Origin of the sequence: Pseudomonas sp. RW10S2 (assembly GCF_014268985.1) — a bacterium.
Taxonomy (GTDB): Bacteria; Pseudomonadota; Gammaproteobacteria; order Pseudomonadales; family Pseudomonadaceae; genus Aquipseudomonas; species Aquipseudomonas wayambapalatensis.
On record NZ_JABWRO010000046.1, the window covers coordinates 26,108 to 37,509 of the forward strand.

The 11,402-nt window shown below is 63.6% G+C and carries 11 protein-coding genes; 4 read left to right on the forward strand and 7 right to left on the reverse strand.

Annotated features, from left to right (window positions below; translation table 11 throughout):
- Window positions 1-11: 11 nt before the first annotated feature.
- Both hisA and hisF read left to right on the forward strand, forming a co-directional pair.
- Window positions 12-749 (forward strand): 1-(5-phosphoribosyl)-5-[(5-phosphoribosylamino)methylideneamino]imidazole-4-carboxamide isomerase, encoded by a 738-nt coding sequence (hisA, locus tag HU729_RS12330; RefSeq protein WP_023382794.1) that lies wholly within the window; start codon window positions 12-14, stop codon window positions 747-749.
- Window positions 750-759: 10 nt separating this feature from the next.
- On the forward strand, window positions 760-1,530 hold the full coding sequence (gene hisF, locus HU729_RS12335) for an imidazole glycerol phosphate synthase subunit HisF (protein ID WP_008091498.1): 771 nt from the start codon (window positions 760-762) through the stop codon (window positions 1,528-1,530).
- A 100-nt stretch (window positions 1,531-1,630) separates the two neighbouring features.
- Here the strand turns inward: hisF and choV are convergent, their stop codons facing one another.
- The 3 genes from choV to HU729_RS12350 form a co-directional block, all read right to left on the reverse strand.
- Window positions 1,631-2,809, reverse strand: a complete 1,179-nt coding sequence (gene choV, locus HU729_RS12340) for a choline ABC transporter ATP-binding protein (RefSeq protein WP_186667456.1) — start codon at window positions 2,807-2,809, stop codon at window positions 1,631-1,633.
- A complete protein-coding gene (choW, locus tag HU729_RS12345; protein WP_186667578.1) occupies window positions 2,806-3,654 on the reverse strand; it encodes a choline ABC transporter permease subunit in 849 nt (282 codons plus the stop codon). Before choW ends, choV begins: the two co-directional genes overlap by 4 nt.
- A gap of 216 nt (window positions 3,655-3,870) precedes the next feature.
- Window positions 3,871-4,818: a choline ABC transporter substrate-binding protein gene (locus HU729_RS12350; RefSeq protein ID WP_151925524.1), complete on the reverse strand. Its 948-nt coding sequence runs from the start codon at window positions 4,816-4,818 to the stop codon at window positions 3,871-3,873.
- A gap of 442 nt (window positions 4,819-5,260) precedes the next feature.
- Here HU729_RS12350 and HU729_RS12355 point away from each other — a divergent pair, with 442 nt between their 5' ends.
- Both HU729_RS12355 and HU729_RS12360 read left to right on the forward strand, forming a co-directional pair.
- Window positions 5,261-6,637, forward strand: coding sequence for an L-serine ammonia-lyase (locus HU729_RS12355; RefSeq protein WP_186667457.1), 1,377 nt, complete (start codon window positions 5,261-5,263; stop codon window positions 6,635-6,637).
- Between the two features lie 390 nt (window positions 6,638-7,027).
- Window positions 7,028-8,134 (forward strand): GlxA family transcriptional regulator, encoded by a 1,107-nt coding sequence (locus HU729_RS12360; RefSeq protein ID WP_054891716.1) that lies wholly within the window; start codon window positions 7,028-7,030, stop codon window positions 8,132-8,134.
- 100 nt (window positions 8,135-8,234) lie between these two features.
- Here HU729_RS12360 and HU729_RS12365 read toward each other — a convergent pair whose 3' ends face one another.
- The 4 genes from HU729_RS12365 to HU729_RS12380 form a co-directional block, all read right to left on the reverse strand.
- A complete protein-coding gene (locus tag HU729_RS12365) occupies window positions 8,235-8,492 on the reverse strand; it encodes a hypothetical protein (RefSeq protein WP_054891717.1) in 258 nt (85 codons plus the stop codon).
- Window positions 8,493-8,857: 365 nt separating this feature from the next.
- Window positions 8,858-9,334 (reverse strand): thioesterase family protein, encoded by a 477-nt coding sequence (locus HU729_RS12370; RefSeq protein WP_186710236.1) that lies wholly within the window; start codon window positions 9,332-9,334, stop codon window positions 8,858-8,860.
- A 10-nt stretch (window positions 9,335-9,344) separates the two neighbouring features.
- Window positions 9,345-10,310: an L-carnitine dehydrogenase gene (locus HU729_RS12375; RefSeq protein ID WP_186710238.1), complete on the reverse strand. Its 966-nt coding sequence runs from the start codon at window positions 10,308-10,310 to the stop codon at window positions 9,345-9,347.
- A gap of 135 nt (window positions 10,311-10,445) precedes the next feature.
- Entirely contained in the window at window positions 10,446-11,330 is an 885-nt protein-coding gene (locus tag HU729_RS12380) for a 3-keto-5-aminohexanoate cleavage protein (protein WP_186667460.1), read from the reverse strand.
- Between the last annotated feature and the right edge of the window lie 72 nt (window positions 11,331-11,402).

The window sequence follows — 11,402 nt, forward strand, 5'->3', positions numbered from 1 at the left end:
AGGTTTCCAAGATGCTGATTATCCCCGCTATCGATCTGAAGGACGGTGCCTGCGTGCGCCTGCGCCAGGGCCGCATGGAAGACTCGACGGTATTCTCCGACGACCCGGTGAGCATGGCTGCCAAGTGGGTGGAGGGTGGCTGCCGCCGCCTACACCTGGTCGACCTCAATGGCGCCTTCGAGGGCCAGCCGGTCAACGGCGAAGTGGTCACCGCCATCGCCAAGCGCTACCCGAACCTGCCGATCCAGATCGGCGGCGGCATCCGTTCGCTGGAAACCATCGAGCACTATGTCAAGGCTGGTGTCAGCTACGTGATCATCGGCACCAAGGCGGTCAAGCAGCCTGAGTTCGTCGCCGAGGCCTGCAAGGCGTTCCCGGGCAAGGTCATCGTCGGCCTGGACGCGAAGGACGGCTTCGTCGCCACCGACGGCTGGGCCGAAGTGAGCTCGGTGCAGGTCATCGACCTGGCCAAGCGTTTCGAGGCCGACGGCGTCTCGGCGATCGTCTACACCGACATCGCCAAGGACGGCATGATGCAGGGCTGCAACGTGCCCTTCACCAAGGCCCTGGCCGAAGCCACCTCGATCCCGGTGATCGCCTCGGGCGGCATTCACAACCTGGGTGACATCAAGGCCCTGCTGGACGCCAAGGCCCCGGGCATCATCGGCGCCATTACCGGGCGTGCCATCTACGAAGGCACCCTCGATGTCGCCGAGGCCCAGGCCTTCTGCGACAACTACCAAGGCTGAGGACTGAACCATGGCACTGGCCAAGCGCATCATCCCTTGCCTGGACGTGGACAACGGCCGGGTGGTCAAGGGCGTCAAGTTCGAGAACATCCGTGATGCGGGTGATCCGGTGGAAATCGCCCGTCGCTACAACGAGCAGGGCGCCGACGAGATCACCTTCCTGGACATCACCGCCAGTGTCGATGGCCGTGATACCACCCTGCATACCGTCGAGCGCATGGCCAGCCAGGTGTTCATCCCGCTGACCGTCGGGGGGGGCGTGCGTACCGTGCAGGATATCCGCAACCTGCTCAACGCTGGTGCCGACAAGGTCTCGATCAACACCGCCGCGGTGTTCAACCCGGAGTTCGTCGGTGAAGCTGCCGACCGCTTCGGTTCGCAGTGCATCGTCGTGGCCATCGACGCCAAGAAAGTCTCCGGCCCAGGCGAAACGCCGCGCTGGGAAATCTTCACCCATGGCGGGCGCAAGCCTACCGGCCTGGATGCGGTGGAGTGGGCGAAGAAGATGGAAGGTTTGGGCGCCGGCGAGATCCTGCTGACCAGCATGGACCAGGACGGTATGAAGAATGGCTTCGACCTGGGCGTGACCCGTGCCATCAGCGACGCGCTGGGGATTCCGGTGATTGCCTCCGGTGGCGTGGGCAACCTGCAGCACCTGGCCGACGGGATTCTGGAAGGGCATGCCAGTGCGGTACTGGCGGCGAGCATCTTCCACTTCGGTGAGTACACGGTGCCAGAGGCGAAGGCCTACATGGCGTCGCGCGGGATCGTGGTGCGCTGAATCAGTGAAGGGGGCCGCTATGCGGCCCAATCGCGGGGCAAGCCCGCTCCTACAAAGGCCGCGTAGTATTTTGTAGGAGCGGGCTTGCCCCGCGATGGTTTCAGCCGTGATTCTTGCCCAGCAACGCGTGATACAGCTCGCTGTCGCCCAGAATCCCGACCACCTTGTCGTTCTCCTGCAGCACCAGCTTGTTGCCGGTCTGATAACGAATCTGCAGCGCCTCGCGCATGCCGATGTCGGCGTGCACCAGCGTTGGCAGACGGCCCAGGCTTTCCACATCCTGCCCCGGCACCCAGTTCTGCAGGTCCAGCCCATTCTGCCCCTGACGCGCGCGCTTGATCGAGCCGCCTTCGCCCAGGTCCAGCCACGAGTCGCCACCCGGGTCCAGGCACACCGATCCGTTGATCCGCTTGCAGTTGTCCAGGCTGCGCATCAGGCTGCGGCCGCACAGGACGTTGAGCGGGTTGGTGTGGGCGACGAAGGTGCGCACGTATTCGTCGGCCGGGTTCAGCACGATCTCTTCCGGCTTGCTGTACTGGATGATCCGGCCATCCTTCATGATCGCAATGCGGCTACCCAGCTTCAGGGCCTCGTCCAGGTCGTGGCTGACGAAGACGATGGTCTTGCTCAGCTTGCGCTGCAGCTCCAGCAGTTCGTCCTGCAGGCCCTGGCGGATCAGGGGGTCCAGCGCGGAGAAGGGTTCGTCCATCAGCAGGATGTCGGCGTCCATCGCCAGCGCCCGGGCCAGGCCCACGCGTTGCTGCATGCCACCGGACAGCTCGTCCGGCTTCTTGTTGCGCCACTGGGTCAGGCCCACCAGCTCGAGCTTCTCGTCCACCAGCTTGCGCCGCTCCTTCTCGGGGCGACCCTGCATTTCCAGGCCGAAGCTGATGTTCTCGCGCACGGTCAGCCATGGCATCAGGGCGAACTTCTGGAACACCATGGCGATGCGCTTGGTGCGCATCATCTTCAGCTCTGCCGGGGAGCAGTGAGCGATGTCGATATGCTTGCCTTCGTGCTCGACGAACAGCTTGCCGCGGCTGACGGTGTTCAGGCCGTTGATGCAGCGCAGCAGGCTCGACTTGCCCGAGCCCGACAGGCCCATCAGCACGCAGATCTCGCCTTTCTCGATGTCCAGGTTGGCCTTTTCGACGCCGACCACCAGGCCGGTCTGCTTGAGGATCTGCTCGCGGGTCTTGCCCTGGTCGAGCAGCGACAGCGCTTCGCGCGGCTTGCTGGAGAAGATGACGTCGACATCTTCGAAGCGAATGATGCTCATGCTTCACTCCTTGCCGGCAGTTCCGGTTGTTTGCAGATACGGTCGAGCATGATCGCCAGCAACACGATCGCAAGGCCCGCTTCGAAGCCGAGCGAAATGTCGGCGGTATTGAGGGCGTTGACCACCGGTTTGCCCAGGCCATCGGCGCCGACCAGGGCGGCGATCACCACCATCGACAGCGACAGCATGATGCATTGGGTAACGCCTGCGGCGATGCTCGGCATGGCGTGCGGCAGTTCGATGCGCGTCAGCAGTTGGCGACGCGAGCAGCCGAAGGCCTTGCCGGCGTCCATCAGCTCCTGGGGCACATCACAGATGCCCAGGTAGGTGAGGCGGATAGGGGCCGCGATGGCGAACACTACGGTGGAGATCAGCCCCGGAACCACGCCCAGCCCGAACAGGGTGAGGGTCGGGATCAGGTAGACGAAGGTGGGGACGGTCTGCATCAGGTCGAGCACCGGACGCATAGCGGTATAGAACATCGGCTTGTGCGCGGCAATGATGCCCAGCGGCACACCGATGGCCACGCAGACCACCGTGGCGAAGCTCACTTGCGCCAGGGTTTCCATGGTTTCCTGCCAGTAGCCGAGGTTGAGGATCAACAGGAACGACAGGGCGACGAAGACGGTCAGCGCCCACTTGCGCTGGATCAGGTGCGCGAGGGCGGCGAACAGGGCGACGAGAACGAAGGGGTTGAACCAGGTCAGGGCACTGGTGACGCCATGGATCATGAACTCCAGGCCTTGGGCGATAGCGTCGAAGTAGTTGGCGCCGTTCTGGGTCAACCATTCGACAAATGAGGCGATGTACTGCCCCAGAGGTATTTTTTGATCGATAAGCATGATAGCGAGCTTCCACCTGCAATGATTGAAATCAGTCCGGGGTGAGCACGGTCCCACCCCGAGGTAGTGCCTAGGCTCTGGATGAAAAGCCTTGATACTCGGTGATGCTGCGTTGAAAACAGCCTCGGAATGCTCATTTACAACCCGTAAACTCCGCTTCCTCGGCTGTTTTCGCCTTGCCTGACCTTCGTCTCAAGACTTTTCATCCAGAGCCGACAGCTACTGCGTCAACTTGGCCTTGGCTGCCTCCAGGCCTGGTTTGCCATCCACGGTGGTGACGCCGGCCAGCCAGGTCTCCAGCTTGCCGGGGTTGTCCTTGAGCCACTTCTTGGCGGCCGCCTCGGGCTTCATCTTGTCGTCCAGGACATAGCCCATCATGGTGCTTTCATCCTTGAGCTCGAACACCAGGTTCTTCAGCAGCTGGCCGACGTTGCTGCATTCCTGCGCATAACCCTTGCGGGTGTTGGTCAGTACGGTGGCCTTGCCGAATTCTGGACCGAAGAACTCATCACCCCCGGTCAGGTACTGCATCTTGAAGCGGGTGTTCATCGGGTGCGGTTCCCAGCCCAGGAACACTATGGCCTCGCCGCGCTTCTGGGCCCGATCGACCTGCGACAGCATGCCGGCCTCGCTCGACTGCACGATCTTGAAGCCGGCGTCCTTCAGGCCGAAGGCGTTCTTGTCGATCATGCTCTGGATGGTGCGGTTGCCATCGTTGCCCGGTTCGATGCCGTAGATCTTGCCGTCCAGTTCCTTCTTGAACTTGGGAATGTCGCTGAAATCCTTCAGACCCTTGTCATACAGCGCCTGGGGCACTGCCAGGGTGTACTTGGCGTTTTCCAGGTTGGCGCGGACCGTCTCGACGGTGCCAGCGTCGCGGTACTGCTTGATGTCGTTTTCCATGGTCGGCATCCAGTTGCCGAGGAAAACGTCGAGGTCCTTGCCGGTGGCCAGCGACTTGTAGGTCACCGGCACCGAGATCATGGTGGTGTGGGTCTTGTAGCCCAGCGCTTCGAGGACAACGCTGGTGGTTGCCGTGGTCACGGTGATGTCGGTCCAGCCGACATCGGAGAAGCGAACCGTTTGACACTGTTCGGGTTCGGCCGCTTGGGCGAACACAGGTGCTGCGAGCAACGCAACCAACAACAGCGAGGGTGAACCTTTCATGGGTGGACTCCTGTGATTTTTTCTTCGGGTTCGCGTAATCGTCGTCGCATTCTGGGGCGTCGATCGATCTGGCCTGCAGAGGGCAGGTTGCGTGGCCGTGCAATACGAGTCGCTTTCGATAATCCCCCAGCGTTCGGCAATCGCCTACTGGTGGAGTCGTAACCAGTGCAGGACAGGTCGCATCCAGTACGGGCAATGTCGCTTACGGATTTTTCCACACCTCGGCCCGTGTCTTTGCGTCACCGGTTCGCCTGAAAGCGGCGAAATGATGGCTGTCGCAACAGGGCGCTGCCGGACAAAAGTACGTCGGTTGCAGACGGCGAGGGGTGGGGTAAAAGCCCGATGATGCGTGCATTCGCGGCAACTCGCCGCTATCAGCCTAGCAGCTGGCTGCGCCGCCACATGGCGCGCAGAGACAAGCCCATCAAGAGGTGATTCGACAATGGCCATCAGCGTGTTCGACCTGTTCAAGATCGGCGTCGGGCCTTCCAGCTCGCACACCGTCGGCCCCATGCGCGCCGCAGCGCTATTCGTCCAGGGCCTGCGCGAGCGCGGCGAGCTGGAGCGGGTTCGGCGTATCGAGGTGCGTTTGTACGGCTCGTTGTCGGCCACCGGCATCGGTCACGGCACCGACAACGCCACGATCATGGGGCTGATGGGCGAATGGCCCGACGCAATCGACCCGACGCAGATCACCCCACGCATCGCCGACCTGCGCGAAACCGGCATATTGCAGCTCGACAGCCGCCTGCCCATCGAATTCATCTGGGCCCGCGACATGCTGCTGCTCGACGAGAACCTGCCCTACCACCCCAATGCCATGACCCTGGTGGCCGAAGGTGCCGAGGGCGAGCTGCATCGCGACACTTACTACTCGGTGGGTGGCGGCTTCGTGGTCGATGCCGCGCAGGCCGCGAGCGGCGTACTGGACGCCGACCAGACGGTGCTGCCCTACGATTTCAACAGCGCCGCCGAATTGCTGCGCCTGTGCAAGCAAAACGACATGCGCGTGTCGCAATTGATGATGGAGAACGAGAAGGTCTGGCGCAGCGAAGCCGAGATTCGCGCCGGTCTGCTCAAGCTCTGGGGCGCCATGCAGGAGTGCGTGAACAACGGCCTCAAGCACGAAGGCATCTTGCCCGGCGGGCTCAATGTGCGGCGCCGCGCAGCCAAGCTGCACCGCAGCCTGCAGGAGATCGGCAAGCCCAACGTGATCGGCTCGACCATGAGTGCCATGGAGTGGGTGAACCTGTTCGCCCTTGCGGTCAACGAAGAAAACGCCGCCGGTGGGCGCATGGTCACCGCACCCACCAACGGCGCGGCCGGCATCATCCCGGCGGTGTTGCACTACTACATGCGCTTCTCCGACGCGGTGGACGAGTCCAATGTGGTGGAGTTCTTCCTCGGTGCAGCGGCGGTAGGCATCCTGTGCAAGAAGAACGCTTCCATCTCCGGCGCCGAGGTGGGCTGCCAGGGCGAGGTCGGCTCGGCCTGCGCCATGGCTGCAGCGGGTCTGGCCGAAGTGCTGGGGGCCACGCCGGCACAATTGGAAAACGCTGCAGAAATCGCCCTGGAGCACAACCTCGGGCTGACCTGCGATCCGGTCGGAGGCCTGGTCCAGGTGCCTTGCATCGAACGTAACGCCATCGCTGCGGTGAAGGCGATCAACGCCGTACAGATGGCCCTGCGTGGTGACGGCGAGCACTTCATCTCCCTCGACCAGGTGATCCGCACCATGCGCGACACCGGCGCCGACATGCACGACAAGTACAAGGAAACTTCTCGCGGCGGGTTGGCAGTCAGCGTCATCGAATGCTGATGCGCTGATCTGGCCCTCCTGCGGCGGTTGTGCCGCATTATTGTGCAGCAGCCGGTTCCGACCGGCTGTCGGCTGTCGCTACCAGTGGTGTCATTGTCGGTGACACTTATGAATGTCGCTTCTGGGCAGCCTTCCCACAAGTGCTACCGAACTGCTCAGCCGTTACACGCAGAGGCGCTGGCACGCCTGTTTGCGATGATCGTCCAGCGCTCTCGGAAAAGCCCTACAACTCGCGCGGCAACGTCGTTTTTGGGTTTTTTTGGATAGCCGTTCAATTTCAGGCACGGCGATTGCGTTGAGATTGGCAAAGCCCCTGCATACGAATCAGGGCCATTACAAGAAACGGTGCCCGCCTGAGGCACACCCTGCATTGTGTGAGGAGAAACCGCGATGACGTCGTACACCTCCGGGAACCCAACCCAGAACCGCACAGCACCCCAGTCCATCGGCTTTCTCCTGCTGGACAACTTCACCCTGATTTCGCTCGCCTCGGCGGTCGAGCCGCTGCGCATGGCCAACCAGCTGTCGGGGCGCGAGCTGTACCGCTGGCATACGCTGACCGTCGATGGCGGCCAGGTCTGGGCCAGCGATGGCCTGCAGATCACCCCGGACGCGGCGATGCACAGCGCACCGCCGGTGGACACTGTGATCGTCTGCGGTGGCGTTGGCATCCAGCGCACCGTGACCCGTGAACATGTCACCTGGCTGCAGGCCCAGGCGCGTCAGTCGCGCAGGCTTGGTGCGGTGTGCACTGGCAGCTGGGCATTGGCCTGTGCCGGCCTGCTCGACGGCTTCGACTGCAGCGTGCACTGGGAGTGCCTGGCGGCGATGCAGGAAGCCTTCCCGCGGGTCAACATGAGCACCCGCCTGTTTACCCTCGACCGCAACCGCTTCACCAGCTCCGGTGGCACTGCGCCCCTGGACATGATGCTGCACCTGATCAGCCGCGATCATGGTCGTGAGCTGTCGGCAGCCATCTCCGAGATGTTCGTCTACGAGCGCATCCGCAACGAGCAGGACCACCAGCGCGTGCCGCTCAAGCACATGCTCGGCACCAACCAGCCGAAGCTGCAGGAAATCGTCGCGCTGATGGAGGCCAACCTCGAAGAGCCGATCGACCTGGACGAGTTGGCGGTGTACGTCAACGTGTCGCGGCGCCAGCTCGAGCGCCTGTTCCAGAAGTACCTGCACTGCTCGCCGTCGCGCTACTACCTCAAGCTGCGGCTGATCCGGGCGCGGCAGCTGCTCAAGCAGACGCCGATGTCGATCATCGAGGTGGCGTCGGTGTGCGGGTTCGTGTCGACGCCGCACTTCTCCAAGTGCTACCGCGAGTACTTCGGTATTCCGCCGCGTGACGAGCGTGTGGGCTCCAATACCGCGCAGCAGGTGGCGATGATGCCGATTCCGCAGGCCATGGCGCTGTCACCGCACAGCGGGCCGATGGCGGCCCTGAGCCAGGCGCGCAACGAGTCGACCTTTGCCAGTGTGAGGCTTTGAGGCAGCGCTGAATTCTTCGCGGGCAAGCCCGCTCCCACAGGACCTGTATCGGCCTTGTAGGAGCGGGCTTGCCCGCGAAGAATTCAGTGAAGATTCAGAATCAGGCGCGCTGACTGAACTGCGCCAACGCCGGCAACAGCTGCTTGTCGATCGCCTGACGTACCGCCGGGAGGATGGTCGCGCTGCCGGTGTACATCTGCTCCACCATTCCCTTCAACGCCCGGGCATTGGGCTCGGTCAGCCCGCGCACCACCACCTCGCAGGCCTGCTCGGCGCTGGCCCCGGCCGGAATGTCGAAGCCGCGTGCGCGCAGGTGGCCCAGCAGGTCGTCCTGGTCGATCAAATCCGCATGCATCATGGTTGTAGTCCTTGTCTGGTGCCGTGATTTACGACTGATTCTGTGACCAGTACGACAACCTCGCAAGGGTAGACCGTCGCGATGGCCGCTTTGGCTAAGAACAGGTCGTTCCCGGCTAAATCAGGCAGAAGGGAAGTGAGCACACTGGAGTCATTCACGGCACCGAGGGTTTGGTCACCCTCACTTCACGCACAGTGGATGTTGCTCGCTCTCAGCCCCGGACGCTCACGGCTTCCGGGGTTTTTTTCGGGGGGGCACTTCATTCTGTGGGAGCGGGCTTGCCCGCGAAAAAGACACCGCGCTGCCTGGCACGGGCTACGCCCGTGTTCGCGGGACCAGCCCGCTCTACAAGGACCTGGGCGGGCTCAGGATCGTGCGGGCAAACCGATCACCCGGCCCACGAACTCGGCGGGCGCCTGGTCTTGCTGCTCATCCACCAGCCCTTGCAGCAACGCGGCACTGCGCTCGCTGAATGGCGCCGACTTCGGCCCTGCCAGGTCCACGTGCAGCAGCATCTGCTCGCTGGCCGACAGGGCTTCGTCGAAGCCTGCACGGTGCAGCGTGTGGTACAGGTGCAGGCGCTTCTTGTCGAAGCCGATGATCTGCGTCTGCACCCAGACCTCGGTGCCGAGCTTCACCTCGTGCAGGTAGTTGATGTGCGCCTCCAGGGTGAATAGCGAGTTGCCGCTCTGGCCACGGCTGTCGGCGTCCAGGCCGATGCGCTCCATCAGCGCATCGGTGGCATAGCTGAAGATCAGCAGGTAGAAGGCATCGCGCAGGTGCCCGTTGTAATCGACCCAGTCCTGTTGAACCGGGGTGCGGTAGGTGATCAGGGCGGGCATCGCAGTCTCCTCAGTCGCCAAAGGCCATGCCGTGCTTGGCCTTGCTGTTCTTCACAGCGTCCAGCACCGCCAGCAGGGTATCGTCACGATAGCGCTCCAGCGCCGCGATGCTGCGTTCGCCCAGTTGCTCGGAGGTGCCGTCGACCACGTCGTCGATCAGCTTGTCGGTCAGCTCTGGTGCTGGCAGGTAGGTCCAGGGCAGCTTCAGCGCCGGGCCGAACTGCGACATGAAGTGACGCATACCGGCATCGCCACCGGCCAGGGTGTAGGTGAGGAAGGTGCCCATGAACGACCAGCGCAGACCCGCGCCAAAGCGAATCGCATCGTCGATCTCGCCCGTGCTGGCAACCCCGTCGTTGACCAGGTGCAGGGCCTCGCGCCACAGCGCTTCGAGCAGGCGGTCGGCGATGAAGCCCGGGACCTCCTTGCGCACATGCAGCGGGCGCATGCCCAGCGCGGTGTAGATGGTCTTTGCGGCTTCGATGGCTTCAGGCGCGGTGTGCTTGCCGCCGACGATCTCCACCAGCGGCAGCAGGTACACCGGGTTGAATGGGTGGCCGACCACGCAGCGCTCGGGGTGGGTGGCCGACTCGTAGAATTCGCTGGGCAGCAGGCCCGAGGTGCTGGAGCCGATGATCGCATCGGGCTTGGCCGCGGCGCTGATCTTGGCGTGCAGGTCGAGCTTGAGGTCCAGGCGCTCGGGGGCGCTTTCCTGGATGAAATCGGCGTCGCGCACGCACTCTTCGATGGTGGCGACGAACTTCAGCCGCGCTTGTGCGGCGCCGGGTGCCAGGCCTTGTTTTTCCAGGGCTGGCCAGGCGTTGGCGATGCGTTTGCGCAGGGCCTGTTCGGCGCCGGGCGCCGGGTCCCAGGCGATCACGTCCAGGCCGTGGGCCAGGGCGCGAGCGACCCAACCGCTGCCGATGACGCCGCTACCGAGTGTGGCGAAGGTCTTGATGTGGGTGATGAAAGGCATATCAGTCTCTCTATGTACTTGAGGTTGGCGCGGGCCCTGTAGGAGCGGGCTTGCGCGCGAACACCGGCGAAGCCGGTGCCATTCACCGCGTCGCATTCTTCGCGGGCAAGCCCGCTCCTACAGGGGGCAGTGCGATCAGCGACGCTTGAGATTCATTTTTTCGCGGCCTTCGGCCGGGGTCAGCACGCGGCCACCGAGGCGCGAGATGATCTCCACCGCGCGTTCGACCAGTTGACCGTTGCTGGCCAGCACGCCACGGTCGAGGTAGAGGTTGTCTTCCAGGCCCACGCGTACGTTGCCGCCGAGCAGCACCGCCTGTGCGGCCATCGGCATCTGCATGCGGCCGATACCGAAGCCTGCCCAGGTGACGTTGGCCGGCAGGTTGTCGACCATGGCTTTCATGGTGGTGGTGTCGGCCGGCGCCCCCCATGGGATGCCCAGGCACAGCTGGAACAGCGGATCGTCGAGCAGGCCTTCCTTGATCATCTGCTTGGCGAACCACAGGTGGCCGGTGTCGAAGATCTCCAGCTCCGCCTTCACGCCCAGCTCGGTGATGCGTTTGGCGCCAGCGCGCAGTTGCGCCGGGGTGGAGACATAGATCGAGTTGCCGTCGCCAAAGTTGAGGGTGCCGCAGTCCAGGGTGCAGATCTCGGGCAGCAGTGCCTCGACGTGGGCCAGACGCTCCAGCGGGCCGATCAGGTCGGTGCCGGCGCCGAAGTCCATCGGTGCCTCGCCCGGGCCGATCTCGAGGTCGCCACCCATGCCGGCGGTCAGGTTGACGATCACGTCCACGTCGGATTCGCGGATGCGTTCCATCACTTCGCGGTACAGCGCGACGTCGCGGCTGAAGCGGCCGGTCTGCGGGTCACGGACGTGGCAGTGGACCACGGTGGCGCCGGCCTTGGCGGCCTCGACGGCGGCTTCGGCGATCTGCTTGGGGGTGACCGGGACCAGGTGGCTCTTGGCAACGGTGTCGCCGGCTCCGGTCAGGGCACAGGTGATGATGACGTCGTGGTTCATGGGGTAAATCCTTCAGGCGTGTCTGTTCTGTGAGTTCGGTGTTGGCCTTTTCGCGGGCAAGCCCGCTCCTAC

Bases quoted from the DNA above. Each gene is read 5' to 3' on its own strand.
- HU729_RS12355 (WP_186667457.1), top strand. From the start codon at position 5,261: ATGGCCATCAGCGTGTTCGACCTGTTCAAGATCGGCGTCGGGCCTTCC.
- HU729_RS12370 (WP_186710236.1), bottom strand. From the start codon at position 9,334: ATGCCCGCCCTGATCACCTACCGCACCCCGGTTCAACAGGACTGGGTC.
- HU729_RS12350 (WP_151925524.1), bottom strand. From the start codon at position 4,818: ATGAAAGGTTCACCCTCGCTGTTGTTGGTTGCGTTGCTCGCAGCACCT.
- HU729_RS12360 (WP_054891716.1), top strand. From the start codon at position 7,028: ATGACGTCGTACACCTCCGGGAACCCAACCCAGAACCGCACAGCACCC.
- hisA (WP_023382794.1), top strand. From the start codon at position 12: ATGCTGATTATCCCCGCTATCGATCTGAAGGACGGTGCCTGCGTGCGC.
- HU729_RS12375 (WP_186710238.1), bottom strand. From the start codon at position 10,310: ATGCCTTTCATCACCCACATCAAGACCTTCGCCACACTCGGTAGCGGC.
- choV (WP_186667456.1), bottom strand. From the start codon at position 2,809: ATGAGCATCATTCGCTTCGAAGATGTCGACGTCATCTTCTCCAGCAAG.
- HU729_RS12380 (WP_186667460.1), bottom strand. From the start codon at position 11,330: ATGAACCACGACGTCATCATCACCTGTGCCCTGACCGGAGCCGGCGAC.
- hisF (WP_008091498.1), top strand. From the start codon at position 760: ATGGCACTGGCCAAGCGCATCATCCCTTGCCTGGACGTGGACAACGGC.
- HU729_RS12365 (WP_054891717.1), bottom strand. From the start codon at position 8,492: ATGATGCATGCGGATTTGATCGACCAGGACGACCTGCTGGGCCACCTG.